Origin of the sequence: Shinella kummerowiae, from assembly GCF_009827055.1 — a bacterium.
Taxonomy (GTDB): domain Bacteria; phylum Pseudomonadota; class Alphaproteobacteria; order Rhizobiales; family Rhizobiaceae; genus Shinella; species Shinella kummerowiae.
The window spans coordinates 46072-60860 of the sequence record NZ_WUMK01000003.1 but is presented as its reverse complement, the minus strand read 5'-3'; the positions used below and the strand labels follow the sequence as shown (position 1 = coordinate 60860).

General features: G+C 62.2%; 15 protein-coding genes. 6 read left to right on the top strand and 9 right to left on the bottom strand.

The window, feature by feature from the left end; all coding sequences use genetic code 11:
* Nucleotides 1-40: 40 nt before the first annotated feature.
* From GR138_RS08150 to GR138_RS08110, 9 genes are all read right to left on the bottom strand, one after another.
* Nucleotides 41-1354, bottom strand: a complete 1314-nt coding sequence (locus tag GR138_RS08150) for an aspartate aminotransferase family protein (RefSeq protein ID WP_160858219.1) — start codon at nucleotides 1352-1354, stop codon at nucleotides 41-43.
* Nucleotides 1355-1368: 14 nt separating this feature from the next.
* Nucleotides 1369-2037 carry a cysteine hydrolase family protein gene (locus tag GR138_RS08145; RefSeq protein ID WP_160858217.1) on the bottom strand — a complete coding sequence of 223 codons (669 nt, stop codon included), beginning with the start codon at nucleotides 2035-2037 and terminating at the stop codon, nucleotides 1369-1371.
* Nucleotides 2034-3062 (bottom strand): branched-chain amino acid ABC transporter permease, encoded by a 1029-nt coding sequence (locus GR138_RS08140; RefSeq protein WP_160858215.1) that lies wholly within the window; start codon nucleotides 3060-3062, stop codon nucleotides 2034-2036. Before GR138_RS08140 ends, GR138_RS08145 begins: the two co-directional genes overlap by 4 nt.
* A 12-nt stretch (nucleotides 3063-3074) precedes the next feature.
* Nucleotides 3075-3965: a branched-chain amino acid ABC transporter permease gene (locus GR138_RS08135; protein WP_160858213.1), complete on the bottom strand. Its 891-nt coding sequence runs from the start codon at nucleotides 3963-3965 to the stop codon at nucleotides 3075-3077.
* Nucleotides 3966-3968: 3 nt separating this feature from the next.
* Nucleotides 3969-4676, bottom strand: a complete 708-nt coding sequence (locus GR138_RS08130) for an ABC transporter ATP-binding protein (protein ID WP_160858211.1) — start codon at nucleotides 4674-4676, stop codon at nucleotides 3969-3971.
* Nucleotides 4669-5403 (bottom strand): ABC transporter ATP-binding protein, encoded by a 735-nt coding sequence (locus GR138_RS08125; protein WP_160858209.1) that lies wholly within the window; start codon nucleotides 5401-5403, stop codon nucleotides 4669-4671. Before GR138_RS08125 ends, GR138_RS08130 begins: the two co-directional genes overlap by 8 nt.
* A 142-nt stretch (nucleotides 5404-5545) precedes the next feature.
* A complete protein-coding gene (locus GR138_RS08120) occupies nucleotides 5546-6715 on the bottom strand; it encodes an ABC transporter substrate-binding protein (RefSeq protein ID WP_160858208.1) in 1170 nt (389 codons plus the stop codon).
* 124 nt (nucleotides 6716-6839) lie between these two features.
* Nucleotides 6840-7490 carry a cysteine hydrolase family protein gene (locus GR138_RS08115; protein WP_160858206.1) on the bottom strand — a complete coding sequence of 217 codons (651 nt, stop codon included), beginning with the start codon at nucleotides 7488-7490 and terminating at the stop codon, nucleotides 6840-6842.
* A complete protein-coding gene (locus tag GR138_RS08110) occupies nucleotides 7490-8296 on the bottom strand; it encodes an N-formylglutamate amidohydrolase (RefSeq protein ID WP_160858204.1) in 807 nt (268 codons plus the stop codon). Before GR138_RS08110 ends, GR138_RS08115 begins: the two co-directional genes overlap by 1 nt.
* 158 nt (nucleotides 8297-8454) lie before the next feature.
* Between GR138_RS08110 and GR138_RS08105 the strand changes: the two genes are divergently transcribed.
* From GR138_RS08105 to GR138_RS08080, 6 genes are all read left to right on the top strand, one after another.
* A complete protein-coding gene (locus GR138_RS08105) occupies nucleotides 8455-9357 on the top strand; it encodes a MurR/RpiR family transcriptional regulator (RefSeq protein WP_160858202.1) in 903 nt (300 codons plus the stop codon).
* The gene (locus tag GR138_RS08100; RefSeq protein ID WP_246200335.1) at nucleotides 9347-10660 is read left to right on the top strand and encodes a type I glutamate--ammonia ligase; all 1314 of its coding nucleotides are present in this window, start codon (nucleotides 9347-9349) and stop codon (nucleotides 10658-10660) included. Before GR138_RS08105 ends, GR138_RS08100 begins: the two co-directional genes overlap by 11 nt.
* A 26-nt stretch (nucleotides 10661-10686) precedes the next feature.
* A complete protein-coding gene (locus GR138_RS08095; RefSeq protein WP_160858200.1) occupies nucleotides 10687-12000 on the top strand; it encodes a M20 family metallopeptidase in 1314 nt (437 codons plus the stop codon).
* A 47-nt stretch (nucleotides 12001-12047) separates the two neighbouring features.
* The gene (locus GR138_RS08090; RefSeq protein WP_246200334.1) at nucleotides 12048-13262 is read left to right on the top strand and encodes an ABC transporter substrate-binding protein; all 1215 of its coding nucleotides are present in this window, start codon (nucleotides 12048-12050) and stop codon (nucleotides 13260-13262) included.
* Nucleotides 13263-13330: 68 nt separating this feature from the next.
* Entirely contained in the window at nucleotides 13331-14080 is a 750-nt protein-coding gene (locus tag GR138_RS08085; RefSeq protein ID WP_160858196.1) for an ABC transporter ATP-binding protein, read from the top strand.
* Entirely contained in the window at nucleotides 14064-14789 is a 726-nt protein-coding gene (locus tag GR138_RS08080) for an ABC transporter ATP-binding protein (RefSeq protein WP_160858194.1), read from the top strand. Before GR138_RS08085 ends, GR138_RS08080 begins: the two co-directional genes overlap by 17 nt.

The following is a 14789-nucleotide window of genomic DNA, read 5'->3' as shown; positions in this document are numbered from 1 at the left end:
GAGGTCGTCAGCGCGCTGGAGGCGGTTGTCGAGAGATGCGCTACCAACCGGCAAACGCCGCAAGGAGGCTTTCATCGACGCGTGCCGCCGCGACGTCGGCGAGCGCCTGGTCGAGGATGGCGACGCCCTCCTGCGCCTGGCTTTCGGTCAGGGTCAGAGGCGGAGTGAATTCGAGCACGTTGGAGCGGACCCCGACGTAGTAGAGCACGAGGCCAAGCTGAAAGGCGCGGTAGACGGTGAGTGCGGTCTGTCGCGCCGCTGGCTCGCGGCTCACGCGGTCGGTGACAAGCTCGACGCCGAGAGCAAGACCGCGGCCGCGCACGTTGCCGATCAGCGTTTGGCGGGCAGCGAGGCGGTCGAGGGCCTTGCGCAACACCGTGCCGGTTCTCTCCGCGTTCTCGACGAGATGATCGTGCTCGATCGCCCGCAGCACGGCAAGGGCCGCGGCGGCGCAGACCGGATTGCCATGGACCGTTTGCAGCGAAAAGGCGACGGCATGGTTCATGATGGCTTCCGGACCGACCACCGCCGAGATCGGCAGACCGCCACCAAGGCCCTTGCCGAAGACGACGATATCAGGCTCGATACCGGAGTGCTCGAAGGCGTTGAAGCGTCCGCTGCGGCCGAGGCCGACCTTCACCTCGTCCGAGACGAGCAGGATACCGTGTTTGCGGCAGAGCCCTTCCACCGCCTTGAAGTAGCCGTCCGGCGGCACCAACATGCCACCGTCCGACTGGATCGGCTCGATGAAGAAGGCGGCAACCTCTTCCGGCGGGACCTCGGTCGCAAACAGCCTTTCGAGATGAGCAAGCGCGGTATCCTTGGCCGCCTCGGGGCTGCCGGCTGCGTAGCTGTTCGGGTACGGCACGAGCGTCAGCCCTTCGGCCCGGGCTCCCTGCTGCGCCGGGTGGCCCGAAACGGCCATCGATCCGACCGTGCCGCCGTGATAGGCGCCACTGAAGGCCAAGATGCGTGGGCGCCCGGTGGCCGCGACGACCATACGAGCGACCGTCTCGTTGGCGTCGGAGCCGGAATGGCCGAACCAGACGCGGCCGCGGGCGCGCTCTGGCACGAGGGAGAGAAGTTTTTCCGCAAGCAGCACGCAGGATTCGTTTGCCGTCGACAGGTAGCTCGCGCCCGCCTGGTCCGAAAGCGCGCGATTGACTGCTTCGCGGACTGCGGGATGGGAATGGCCAAGGCTGACCGCGCCCCAGGAGGCAGCGAAGTCGAGGAGTTGTCGTCCATCGTCGCCGGTGAGATAGGCACCACTGCCGCCGACGACTGCCTGCGGGAAGAACCGCAGGTGCGCCATCTTCGAGACCGATCGGCTTTCGCGGGCGTAGAGATCGGACATCGTGCTTTCCTCGTTTATTTGAAGAAGGTCAGAACCTCGTCGAGCTGGACGACATGGCAGTAGATCATGTTGATGATCTCCAGTTCTCGTCGATGCAGGTCGTCGGTTGCCGCGGCACCACAATCGTCGACGACGACCACGCCGAAACTTTCGTCCGCAAGGCTGCGCACGGTCGAGGAGACGCACTGATCGGTGAAGATGCCGCAGCAGATGACGTCCTTGATACCCATATTGTGCAGAATGAGGCGCAGGTTCGTGCCGGTCAGCGCGCTGTCTGTCGTCTTGGTGATGACGATCTCGTCGGGGCGTGGTTCGAGTTCGGGCACGACCTGGCCTTCCGGCAGATCTTTCGGCAGCAGCAGGTAATTGAAGCCCGGTTTCTTCTGGCTCAGCGACCGGTCGCGGCCGTCCGGTTTCTGGCAGGCGATGCGGGCGTAGATGACCTCCACCTTGCGCTTGCGGCATTCGTCGATCAGCCGCGCGGTGTTCGGGATCACGGTTGCGCGCATACGGTCGTAGAAGGGTTGCCAGCGGGCGGTCTCTTCCGGCGTATCCTTCGGGTCGAGATAAGTGTTCTGGATATCGATGACGAGCAGGGCCGTCGTCTGCGGATCGAGCACGATGTCATCCGGCGCCTCGGCATTGGCGTAGTAGAAGGAGCGGTAGGTGGTTTTCCAGCTCATGCGGTGGTCTCCTTCTTGCGGCGGGCGCGGGTGATGATGTGGCCGATCTCGCGGTTCGGGAAGAGACCGCCGGGTTTGAGGATCATCACGGCGATCATGGCGAGCGCGAGCACGATTTCGGTAAGCCCGATGACCTGGCCGGCGCCGAAGGATGTGGCGTTAATCGCGCCCTCGGTGCTGCGCAGGCCCTCATAGGCGATGGTGATGAGCACCGTGCCGGCAACCGCGCCGGTGACCGTGTTGGCCCCGCCGATCACTAGCATGGTGACGATCAGGAAGGTCTCCTTGAGATAGAAGGCCTTTGGCGCGAATGACGTGATGAAGTGCCCCCACAGCGCACCGCCGATGCCGGCGATGAAGGCGGCGAGGATGAAGGCGCGCCAGCGCAGATGCGGGATATTGGCGCCAAGCGCCGCGGCCGCCACTTCGTCTTCGCGCGACGCGCGCAGGAGCTTGCCGGTGCGCGACTCCTTGAACAGCAGAGCCACAACAACGACGATGGCGGCGACGATGGCAGCGATCGGCATGTCCGTCGTCTTCGGCAGGCCGAAAAGCGTGCGCGGACCGTTGGTGAAGGCGCTCCAGTTGTTCATGATCGTGTAGAGCACGACAAGAAGCGCAAACGAGGTGATGACCGACGCGGCATCGGAAAGTCGCATCAACGGATAGGCGACGACCGCGGCAACGACTGCGGCGAGAATCCCGGCGGCGAGCATCGCGACAAGGGGCGAGACTTCCACCACTTTCATGAAGTCGTACAGGTCGGGCAGCGCCATTCCTTTCATCTGTGCCGGGATGGTGAGTACGGCAGACGTATAGGCGCCAAGCCCCATGAAGCCGATATGGGCGAAGGAGAGCAGGCCGGAATTGCCCATGAAGGTCTGAAGCCCGACGACCAGCACCAGGGAGATCAAGAGGTTGGTGGCGATGCGGTCATAGAGGCGAATGCCGAGAAGTTGGCTGCCGACACCGATGATCAGGATGACGGCGATAAGGATGAGGGCGGTGAGATAGGCGTGTTTCATGGCGTTCGCTCCTCAGGTCCGTTGACCGCTCGCCGGACCCTTGATGAGGCCCTCGGGGCGCCAGAGCAGGATCACGATGACGAGGCTGAAGGTAAAGGCGTCGCGAAACTTCAGAAGGTCCTGCGACAGGGAGTAGTTGAGCGTCGTGTCGATCAGCGCCAGCAGAAACCCGCCGACCACGGCGCCGGGCAGGCTGCGCATGCCGCCGATGACCGTGGCGATGAAGGCGATCAGCAACGGCTCCATGCCGACGCCCGGCACGACCGTGCCGATGCGGCCGATCCACAGGATGCCGACCACACCGGCGAGGAAGCCGGAGAGCGCGAAGGCAGACGAGATGATGAGGTTCGCCGGCACGCCCAGCATGCGCGCCATGGTGAAGTTGGTCGCCGCCGCGCGCATGGCGATGCCGAGCGTCGTCTTGCGCATCAGGAAGGCGACGGCGGCGAGCAGCACGATGGATGCAGCGATGGTGATGAGGTTGCGCACCGGCGTGATCGCACCGCCAATCGACACGGTCTCGGAAAAAATTTCCGGCAGCGGCACGTTGCGCGGGCGGGGTGAGATGAAGAGCAGCGCCGCATTCTGCAACAGGTTGGAGAACGCAAAGGAGGTGATCAGCACCGCCGTCACCGACTTGGCACGCACCGGGCGGAAGGCGGCATAGTCGGTGATGATGCCGAAGACGATCGCCATGACGACGGCAAGCACCGCCATGATGATCCACGGCAGGCCGGAACCGCTGGTCAGGAACATCGTGTAGCCGGCGACCATGATCAGTTCGCCATAGGCGAAGTTCACCAGCCGCAGAATGCCGTAGATGATGACGAGGCCGAGCGCCATCAGCGCATAGGCGCCACCGAGGCTCAAGACGTCGATGACGAACTGGATTGCAAAAGCCATGGGTCAGCCTCCCAGATAGTGCGCGCTGAGATCGCTGGTCGCGCGGATCTCGTCGGGCGTGCCTGATGTGACGACCGTGCCGAGCCGCATGACATAGGCGCGATCGGCGACAGCGAGTGCCTGGTTCACGTTCTGCTCGACAAGCAGGATGGTGAGGCCGGACTTTTTCAGCGTTTCGATCATCTCGAAGATGCGCTCGACGATGGCCGGCGCAAGTCCGAGCGAGGGTTCGTCGAGCAGCAAGACGGTCGGGCGGGACATCAGCGCGCGGGCGATGACCAGCATCTGTTGCTCGCCGCCGGACAGCGTGCCGGCTGGCTGGTGCGACCGTTCGGCAAGACGCGGAAACAGCGTGTGCAGCCGTTCGAGGTTTTGCCGATTTCCGGCCTGGTCGCGGCGGTGGATATAGGCGCCGAGCATGAGGTTTTCGGCGACTGTCAGGTCCGGAAACACGTCGCGGGTTTCAGGCACGGTGGCGAGGCCGGCGCGCACCACTTGTTCGGGGCTGGCGGACGTAATGTCCTTGCCGCCGAGCGTGATCGAGCCGCCCGACGCCTTCAGCGCACCGGCGATGCATTTGAGCGTCGAGGATTTGCCGGCGCCGTTTGCGCCGAGCAGGCTCACCAGTTCGCCCTTGCCCAGGGTGAAGCTGATGCCGCGTACGGCGCGGATCGTACCGTAGCTGACGGAGAGGTCGCTGACATCAAGCATGGGCCGCTCCCTTGCCGAGATAGGCCTCGATGACGGCCGGGTGGCTGCGCACATGGGCAGCATCCCCTTCCGCGATGGTGCGGCCGGAGGCGAGCACGTGCAGCCGGTGGCAGAGGCGCATGATGAGGCCCATGTCGTGGTCGATGATGAGAAGGCCGAGGCCGCGTTTCTTCGGCAGTTCGGAGAGGGTGTGCAGCAGGGTTTCCGTCTCGGCGTCGTTCATGCCGGCCGCCGGCTCGTCGAGCAGCAGGAAGCGCGGCTCGGCGGCGAGTGCCCGGGCGATCTCCACACGTCGCTTGTCGCCGTAACTCAGGCTTTCGCCCAGCTCGTCCGCCTTGGCCGTCAGGCCAAGCTCGCTGAGCAGGCCTTTCGCGCGCTCGGCGGCGACGGCAAGCGACGCACCCTTTGCCAGGGCCGCGGCCTCGACGTTTTCCAGCACCGTCATCGTGTTGAACAACCGCACGATCTGGAACGAGCGGCTGATGCCTTGCAGCGCGATCTCGCGCGGCGAGAGCCCAGACAACCTGGTGTCGCCGGCCATGATGGTGCCGGTCGCCAGCTTCACCTGGCCGGTGATGGCATTGATGAGCGTCGTCTTGCCGGAGCCGTTCGGCCCGATGAGGCCGACGACCTCGCCTGTCGAGACGGAGAGCGACACATGGTCGAGGGCGCGGAGACCGGTGAATTCCACCGACACATCGTTTACCGCGAGGCGCGTTTCAGACATGGCTTTTCCGAAGGTGATAGGCCGGTCGCCTCAGCTGCAGGCGTTGCCTGCTGCTGAAGCGCTTTTCGTTGCGCATATTCCTTTCTTCAAATCGTTCCGATTTAAAGGGTTATGCGCGCAGCCGGCCCGTAAACGGGAACGATCAGGGCTTCGGCAGGGTTTCCGGCTTGCGCCACCCCACGAAGGTCGGCTTGCCGCCCTTGAGCTCGATCAAAGCTGCCGCCTTGTTCGGCACATGGCCTTCCTCGTTCGTTCCGTAGTCGAGTTCACCGGTCAGAAGCTTGAACTGGCCATCTTCCAGCGCCTTGGCAACGGCCGCACCATCGGTCGAGCCAGCCGCGGTAATTGCCTGGGCGATCATCATGATCGTGTCCCAGCCGGTCGAGACGAAGGATGTATCCGGGTCCTTGCCGAACATGTCCTTGTACAGACCGATGAACTTCTCCATTTCCGGATCCGCGCCCGCGCCCATCCAGGTATGCGTGACGAAATAGACGTCGTTGCCGAACTTTTCGCCGAGCGCCTGGTGCATGGCCGGATCATCATATGCGTCGCCGCCGAGGATCGGCGCATCATAGCCGACTTCGCGCAGGGCGCGGATGATCACGCCGATATCCGTGCCGTAGGACGAGACGAAGATCACGTCCGGCTTCTTGCCCAACGCCTGGAGGCGCGCGAGCTGGGCGGAAAAATTGTTGTCGCCGTTCGTGTAGGTGTCTTCAAGGATGACCTCGCCGCCATCCGCCTTGAACTGCTCGACGAAATATTTCGAGAGCGACTTGGTATAGGCGATGAACTGGTCGGTGACGACATAGGCCGTCTTCCAGCCCTTCTCCTTGAAGGCGAAGTCGGCGGCCGTGGCACCCATCGTGGTGTTCCACATGGAGAGCGTGAACTGCTTGTCGCCGAGCGACCAGGAAGAATAGAGCGGGTCGGATGCGCAGGTCGAGATGCCGACGAGGCCGGCGGATTGCGCCTCGCGGCTGGCTGGCGAACCGAAGTCGAAATCGCAGGGCGCGACGATGACCTGGGCGCCCTTGTCGATCAACTCGACAGCGACGTTGCCGACCGTCACCGGATCGGACTTGCCGTCAATGTTGATGAACTCGATCTGCTTGCCGAGCACGCCGCCATTGTCGTTGAGATATTTCACCGCGACCTGCGCGCCGTTATAGCCGGGCGTGTCGAGAGGTGCCTGGATGCCTGTCATCGACAGCGCCCCGCCGATCACGATCTTGTCGTCGGCGGCAAAAGCTGCGGTAGAGGCGAGCGCAAAACTCGCCGCCAGAAGCAATGTGCAAGTCTTCATCATGGTCGTTCCCCTTAATGATGCCTTTTCGGCAATGAATGGATCAGCGGTCCGGCCTTTTTGTTTTGTTGTGCGGCCCGCTTTCGAATGCTCCTCGTTTCCGTCCCGTCGCTGTGTTCCAGGCTTTTTACTGCCCGATTTCCTTCAGGAGATCGTCGGTCGAAATCTGCCGGCAATAGCCCTTGATCGCGCTCAGCGATGTGTTGTGGCGCTCCTCGGAATAGGTGCCGCAGGCATCCGGCACGAGCGTCACCAGGTAATTGAGATCGCAGGCGTCGCGGATTGCCGATTCCACGCATTGGTCGGTGAGCAGTCCACACAGCACAAGTTGCTTCACACCGAGATTTCGCAGCGTGTAGTCGATATGGGTGGAAACGAAGACACTCGACGAGCTTTTCGGGAAGACGATCTCGTCTTCCAGCGGCTCCAGCTCATCGATCACCTTACCGTCCCAAGAGTCCTTCGGCACGTTGAAGCCGGTGATCTTGTAGTCGAGGCTGCGGTCGCGGCCGTCCTTCGTCAGGCTTTCGATCGTCGTGTGCAACACCTCGATGCCGGCCTTGCGGAACCCGCCAAGCAGGCGCTGCATGTTCGGGATCGCGATTTCGTGGATGCGCTTGAAATAATAGCCGTACTTGCCGCCGATATCCGCGTCGGAAACGTCCTTGAACTCGCCGCCCTCACGGCGGACGGAAAAGTTCTGTACGTCAATGAAGAGAATCGCGGATGTGGCCGGATCGAGCGGGATTTCGCGAGTGGTGAGATGGTCAGTGGCCATCAGGCTTTTCCTTCGATTCTGTCTGCCGCGAGGCGGAGGGGGCGGGCGAGACGGTCCGCCCATTCCTCTTGTCCGCGGGCATCGGTGATAAGGTCGTTGCGCACTTCGATAAGCACATGCGGAATGCCGCGCCGTTCGCCGTGCACGGGGATGGTGTAATCGGAGACGTCGTCGACGTGATACGGCGCGTTGAGCTTGACGGTGACGTCCGGATTGGCGGCGCGGAAAGCCTCCGCCAGTCCTTCAGCAAGACGGGCGTCGCGATTGTAGAGCAGGCCGAGCTCGAAATCCCGGACAGCGCCTGTCGCACGCATCACGGGCGTAAAACTGTGCACTGAGACAAGAACCAGCGGTTTTCCCATCGCCTGGCGCTGGTCGAGCGTCACGGCGATCGCCTCGTGCAGCGGCTGGTGGATTTCGACATAGCGACGGGAGCGATCGAGATCTGCGATGTCGGCGTTGACCGGAACCGCCGTGCCGTCGCTTTGGGTGACAATACAGTCCTTCGCCTCCAGTGGGCGGTTGCAATCGATGACGAGGCGGCTGTAGCGCTGGAGAATGAGCGCAGCATCGAGGCGTTCGGCAAGTCCACGCGCCACGCCCTCGGCGCCGACGTCGTAGGCGATATGACGCTCCATCTCCTCGGCGGGGATACCCAGATCACCGAGTGCCTGCGGTACGGCGCGGCCGGCATGTTCACAGGTCAGGAAGATCGTCGAGGGGCCGGCGGAATTGATCCATTCCACCGGTTCGGGATCGCCCGTCTGCAGCAATCTAGTCGTGTCGCGGCCTGCGAACCTGAGCATGGAATGATATCCGTCACGCGGCTCGGCGAGGGCCGAGCGCTGGCTTCTTGTGTAGGTCAGTCAAAGAAATTTCTCAATCATAGTCAATACAATTTTTCCATTTGACTATTTTTTTTCATGGCGCAAATATCCCCTCCAACAAAAGGGAACGAACGCCAATGAGCGATGGAAAATCGTCAACGACGATCCGAACGAGGATTCGCGAAGCCGCCGCGCAGTTGACCGCGAGCGAGCGCAAGATCGCCAATGCGATCCTTGCCGACTATCCCTTCACCGGCCTCGTGAGCATCCAGGAGCTGGCGGCGAAGACCGGGGTCAGCGCACCGTCGATCACCCGTTTTGTCAGCAAGATCGGCTGCAGTGGCTTCCAGGACCTGCAACGGCAGTTGATCGCCGAGCTGAAGGAGGGGCAGCGCTCACCGCTCGACCTGAAATCCAGCCAAAAGCCGGTCGGACATTCTGAATTCCTGTCGGAATATGTCGCCCGCGTTTCCGCTGTCATGCGGGAAATGACGGCAACAGTTTCCCAGGCACAGTTCGACATTCTCGCTGGCCTGCTTGCCGATCCGTCACGCAACATCTTCCTGCTCGGTGGTCGCGTCAGCGACAATGTCGCCGCGTTCCTGTCGATCCATCTGAGGCAGATTCGCAGCGGCATCTACCACATGGCGGACAATCCGGAATTCTGGCCGGAACATGTGCTGCGCATGCGCAAGAAGGATGTCGTGCTGCTCTTCGATTTCCGGCGCTACCAACTCAGCCTTTCACGTCTTGCAGAAACGATCGCGGAAAAACGCGGCGCGACGATCGTCGTCGTCACCGACAAGTGGATGTCACCGGCCGCCCGCAGCGCCGATCATATCGTGGCCCTGCCGATCGATGCCGGAACAGCCTGGGATACGGTGGCGGCCGCCATGGCACTTGTCGAGGCGCTGATTGTGCGCGTCTCCGAGGCCGATTGGGAAGCAACGCAGAAACGCATCAAGGATTGGGACGGCATCCGCTTCGAGATGCCGGGCTATGACCAGGACAAGATCAACGGGGACGCAGATGAAACGTGAGGAAATGATGGTTGCCTGCTGCGGCGACCTTTCAGGCAAGGTGCGCGGCAAGGCTTTTCCGCTGGTGCAGATGGAAAAACGCTTGAAGCGCGGCGTCGGCTGGACGCCGACCAACGTTCAGATCACCTGCTTCGACAACATTGCCGAAAGCCCATTCGGGTCGCTTGGCGACCTTGTGCTCATTCCCGATCCGTCTACCAGCGTCAGCATCGAGAGCGAGGAGGGCGCGCCGAACGAAAATTTCGTGCTTGGCAACATCCGCTACACCGACGGCCGGCCCTGGGAATTCTGCACGCGCTCCATCCTGGAGGCGGCGCTGGAGCGCCTGCAACGGGTGGCGGGCGTCACACTCTACGGCGCGTTCGAGCACGAGTTCCAGATCAAGCATCTCGTCTCCGATATCGGCAAGGCCTTTACGCTCGGCGGCTTTCAGGAAGAGCGGCATTTCTGCGAGGCAATCATCGCCGCCATGCGCCAGGCGGGGGTCACGCCCGATACAATTCTCAAGGAATTCGGCGCCGGTCAGTTCGAGGTGACGATGGGCCCGCAGAAGGGTGTCACGGTTGCCGATCATTCGCTGATCACCCGCGAACTCGTCGGCCTCGTCGCCCGTGAGCTCGGCTATGATCCGACTTTCACGCCGATCCGCGATCCGGCCGGTGTCGGCAACGGCGTGCATGTGCATATCAGTATGCTGGATTCGGCTGGCAATCCGGTCACGTACGATCCGGAAGGCAAGCATGAACTCTCCGATGTCGCGGGCAAATTCGTGGCCGGCATCCTGAAATACCTGGACTCGATTATCGCCATCACCGCGCCGAGCGTCGTCTCCTACCTGCGTCTCACGCCGCATCGCTGGAGTGCCGCCTTCAACAATCTCGGCTTCCGCGATCGCGAGGCTTCGGTGCGCATCTGCCCGGTCTCCGATATCAGCGACATCGCTCGCGCGGCCCAGTTCAATTTCGAATTCCGCGCCGCCGATGGCACTGCCAACCCGCATTTGACGCTCGCCGCGATCGTTCATGCCGGAGTGCAGGGCATCGAGGAGGGGCTGGAGGTGCCGGAGGCGACGCAGGAGGATCTTTCGCTTCTGAGCGTGGAGGCGCTTGCGGCGCGCGGTTACGTCCGACTGCCTCAGACGCTTGAAGCGGCGCTGCAACGGTTCAAGGGCAATGCGACGGTTTGCGGATGGTTTCCGGAAGGCTTTGCGGATGTCTACGTCAAGCACAAGGAAGGTGAAATCGCCTATCTCGCCGGCAAGACACAGACGGAAATCTGCGAAGCCTACGAGAGTGCCTACTGAGGCGATCGGAAAAAAGAGGGTATTTCATGGACAAGCAGGATGCGATCAAGGTGGTTTGGGACATCATCGATGCGGATAGCGGTCATGTCGTCGGTTTGACGCAGGATTTGGTGCGAATCCCGTCCGTCAATCCGAAATTCTTCCAGGATGCCGCGCAAAACCGCGAGCCCGACGTCCAGAAGCGTCTGCAGGCGGAGCTCGAAGATCTGGGCTTTTCCTGCGAGCAGTGGGATGTGTTTCCAGACCGTCCCAATCTCGTCGGTACGCTTGCCGGAAACGAGGAGAAGAGCCTGATCCTCTGCGGTCACGTCGACACCGTGCCGATCAGCGATGAGAGCAAGTGGACGGTCGATCCGTTCGGCGGCGAAATCAAGGACGGAAAAATTTACGGACGCGGTGCGCTGGACATGAAAGGTGGCGTTGCCGCTTGCGTTGCAGCCTATGCGGCGATCCGCAAGGCGGGCCTGACGCTCGATGGCCGACTGTCGATCCATGCCGTGGTTGACGAGGAGGCCGGCGGCTTCGGCGCGATGGATGCGGTTGCCAAAGGCAAGCTTGCCAAATCGGTGCTGGTTGCCGAGCCGACCTGGGGCGATATCCTGCCATGCGAGGGAGGCCTGCACTGGGTGCGCCTCACCATCAAGGGCCGGCAGGGCCATGCCGGCTGGCGCTTCAATGAGGTCTGGCCCCAGCCGGATTCACCGGGCCGGATCCAGCCGGGGGTCAACGCCGTCGAACTCGCCGCCCGCTTCCTGAATGCCTTGCGCGACTATGAAAGCATGCGCTGCCGCACGACCCATCATCCGCTCGTGCCGCCGGGGCTGAACACGATCAATCCGGGCGTGCTGCGCGCCGGCGCAGGCCTTGGTCCGGATGGGCTGCCTATGGTGATGGGCAACCCGGCAATCATTCCCGATGTCGCTGTCCTCGACCTCGATTTTAAGTTCCTGCCGAACGAGGCTCCCGAGCAGGTGAGGGCGGAATTCGAGGCCTTCATCCATCACTTCTGCCAGCAGGATCGCTGGCTGCGCGACAATCCGATCGCGATCGACTGGTATCTCGCCGATCTCTACTTCCCGCCGATGGACACGCCGGTCGATCATCCGATCGTCGCCTCGCTGGCAAGGCACAAGACATCATTGGGCAAGCCCTTCCGGATCCGCGGCTTCGAGGCTGTTTGTGACGCCGCACACTATGCCGGTGCGGGCGCCGCGGGCGTCATCTATGGACCGACCGGTGACGGCCTGCATGGCTTCGACGAATTCGTCACGATCGAATCCCTCGTGGAAGCCACGAAAGTCATTGCGGCCGCGACGATCGATTTTTGCGGAACGAAATAGCCAAAAACAAGGGAACCGAACGCATGCGACACATCACGAGAAGATTCATGCTGACGATGGCGCTGTCATCCGCCGCGCTGGCTGCCATGCCTGCACTGGCGCAGGAAAAGATCGCCAGGATCGGTATATTGGCACCGATTTCCGGCGGTGCTGCGGCAGACGGGCAGGACACGCAGCAAGGTGCAACACTTGCGGTGGAAGAGATCAACGCGGCCGGTGGCGTCAACGGCTACAAGCTTGAAATCGCCGTCGCCGACACGCGCGACCTCGGCCCTGCCGCTGTCACCAGCGCCGTCGAGCGCCTGCTGAGCGACGAAGGCGTCAACATGGTCATGACCGGTTATGCCAGTGCTTCCAACTTCGAGATTGAAGCGATGGCCGAGGCCGGAATGCCCTATTTCCTTGCCGGGAACTCGGCACAGACCGCCGAGATCGTGGCAGAGGCGCCGGATGATTTCCCGACGATCTGGTCCTTCGCGCCGTCCTACGATCTCTATGAAACCGGCATCATGCCCGTCATCGAGCGTTGGCAGAGCGAGAAGAAGCTGACGCTTGCCAACAAGAAGATCGCCTTCATCACCTCCGACAACCCCTATTCCAAGTCGATCTATGAAGGCATGATGGAAGATGCCAAGGCGCGCGGCTGGGAAATCACGGCAACGGAAGTCGTGCCCTTCGGAGAAATCAACGACTGGCGGGCCTTCCTCAGCAAGACCAGGCAGGACCCGCCGGCTGTCATCGTCAACACAGACTACCTGCCCGGCAACGCGGCGACCTTTACCAGCCAGTTCCTGGAGAACCCGACACAGTCGCTGGTCTTCATCCAGTATGCCCCGACGGTGCCCGAATATCTGGAACTGACCAAGGAGAAGGCGACCGGCATCATCACCTCCACGATGGTCGGCGTGCTTCCGAACGAGCGCGCGGCGGCGACAAACAAGGCCTACAAGGCGCGCTATGGCATCGACGCCAGCACCTATGCGCAGGCGCTCTACGAAATGGTCTACATCTACCGCGACATTCTTGCCGCCGGCGTTGATCCGACGGATCGGCTCGCGGTCGCCAAGGCGATCGGCGAGGTCAAGGACCGGGTCACTGCGCTCGGCATCGTTTCGTTCGACCCCAAGACGCACCTGACTGTCGCCGGAGACGATTTTATGCCGCTGCAGATCTTCCAGGTATGGGATGGCAAGCGCGTGCTCCTGTCTCCCGCACGCTGGGCGGACGGCGAACTCCAGACGGCACCATGGCTGAAGAAGTGAGGTTGCCGGCGGCCGCGAGCGCGGCCGCCGGACGACCCGGTCGGGCGAAAGTCAGCCAGGAGAACCAGATGGCGGCAATTCTTCTCGATGTCGGCCACGTCACCAAGCGCTTTGGCGCCTTCGTGGCGGTGAACGACGTCACGTTCGACGTCCGTGAGGGCGAAGTGCTCGGTATTGCCGGCCCGAACGGTAGCGGCAAGAGCACGCTTTTCAATATCTTGACAGGAATTCCTTTCGGTCGCGACGCAGGCGAAATCCACTTTCGCGGCCAGTCGGTCGGGCGGCTGAAGCCTTTCGAGATCGCTCGCCTCGGCCTTGTGCGCACGTTCCAGAAGGACAGCGATTTCAAAACGCTTTCCGCATTCGAGAATGTCATGATGGGTACATGGTGCTGCGGCCCGATATCGGCCTCGCAAAAGCGCGACCTTGCTTCTGCGGCGCTCGATAAAGTCGGCTTCGCGCTCGAACGCATCCACCTTACGGCCGGCGACCTTTCAGTTTTCGATAGAAAGCGTCTGATGATCGCCAGCGCGCTCGTCTCCTCGCCGCATCTGCTGATGCTCGACGAACCGGCCTCCGGTCTCACCAAGCCGGAGATCGACGCGCTGCGCGACCTGTTGCTCGAACTCAATGCCAGCGGCTTGACGATCGTGGTCATCGAACATGTGCTGCCCTTGCTCATGGCCGTGGCACAGCGGCTGATCGTGCTCAACGAAGGACGCATCCTGAGCCAGGGCGATCCACAGGCAGTCGTTCGCGACGAGCGCGTCATAAGCGCCTATCTCGGAGGGCAGGCAAGCCATGCACACGCTTCTTGAAGTCGAAGGCCTGACGGCGGGATATGGCGACCATCAGGTCCTGAACGGCCTGTCGTTCACGATGGGTGAGGACGAGAACATCGGTCTCTTTGGTCCCAACGGGCATGGCAAGACGACGCTTTTCGAGACGATCAGCGGATTGATCAAACCGGCGTCCGGCAAGGTTTCCTTCGACGGGCGCGACATAACCGGGCGCTCGCCGCGCGACATCGTTGAGATCGGTCTGATCCATGTGTCCCAGGGCAATCGGCTGTTTTCCGACATGATGGTCGGCGAGGTTCTCGCACTTGGCGCCTATCCCCGTCGGGCGAGAGCCCGCATGCGGCAGAACCTCGACATGGTGGAAGCGCTTTTCCCGCGGTTGGCGGAGCGTCGCCGGCAGAAATGTGGCACGCTTTCGGGCGGCGAGCGGCAGATGCTGAACCTAGCCGTCGGGCTGATGGCCTGCCCGCGCCTGCTCATTCTGGACGAGCCCACACTCGGCCTTTCTCCGCGGTTGAAAGACGAACTTGCAGCGGCGATCGCACGCATTGCCGAGGGTGGCATGCCGCTTCTCGTGGTCGAGCAGGATATCGATTTCCTGCTGCGGCTCACGTCACGGCTCTACCTCGTCAACCACGGCGTTGTCGCCCGCACAATCGAGGTCGGCAGCGACAGCTTCGGCCATGCCGATGTCATGAAGGAGTATTTTGGGATGACGGGGCACTGA

Coding starts and splice junctions, on each gene's coding strand:
- GR138_RS08110 (WP_160858204.1), bottom strand. CDS start 8,296: ATGCTCAGGTTCGCAGGCCGCGACACGACTAGATTGCTGCAGACGGGC.
- GR138_RS08140 (WP_160858215.1), bottom strand. CDS start 3,062: ATGAAACACGCCTATCTCACCGCCCTCATCCTTATCGCCGTCATCCTG.
- GR138_RS08105 (WP_160858202.1), top strand. CDS start 8,455: ATGAGCGATGGAAAATCGTCAACGACGATCCGAACGAGGATTCGCGAA.
- GR138_RS08145 (WP_160858217.1), bottom strand. CDS start 2,037: ATGAGCTGGAAAACCACCTACCGCTCCTTCTACTACGCCAATGCCGAG.
- GR138_RS08080 (WP_160858194.1), top strand. CDS start 14,064: ATGCACACGCTTCTTGAAGTCGAAGGCCTGACGGCGGGATATGGCGAC.
- GR138_RS08125 (WP_160858209.1), bottom strand. CDS start 5,403: ATGTCTGAAACGCGCCTCGCGGTAAACGATGTGTCGGTGGAATTCACC.
- GR138_RS08100 (WP_246200335.1), top strand. CDS start 9,347: ATGAAACGTGAGGAAATGATGGTTGCCTGCTGCGGCGACCTTTCAGGC.
- GR138_RS08090 (WP_246200334.1), top strand. CDS start 12,048: ATGCTGACGATGGCGCTGTCATCCGCCGCGCTGGCTGCCATGCCTGCA.
- GR138_RS08130 (WP_160858211.1), bottom strand. CDS start 4,676: ATGCTTGATGTCAGCGACCTCTCCGTCAGCTACGGTACGATCCGCGCC.
- GR138_RS08085 (WP_160858196.1), top strand. CDS start 13,331: ATGGCGGCAATTCTTCTCGATGTCGGCCACGTCACCAAGCGCTTTGGC.
- GR138_RS08135 (WP_160858213.1), bottom strand. CDS start 3,965: ATGGCTTTTGCAATCCAGTTCGTCATCGACGTCTTGAGCCTCGGTGGC.
- GR138_RS08150 (WP_160858219.1), bottom strand. CDS start 1,354: ATGTCCGATCTCTACGCCCGCGAAAGCCGATCGGTCTCGAAGATGGCG.
- GR138_RS08115 (WP_160858206.1), bottom strand. CDS start 7,490: ATGGCCACTGACCATCTCACCACTCGCGAAATCCCGCTCGATCCGGCC.
- GR138_RS08120 (WP_160858208.1), bottom strand. CDS start 6,715: ATGATGAAGACTTGCACATTGCTTCTGGCGGCGAGTTTTGCGCTCGCC.
- GR138_RS08095 (WP_160858200.1), top strand. CDS start 10,687: ATGGACAAGCAGGATGCGATCAAGGTGGTTTGGGACATCATCGATGCG.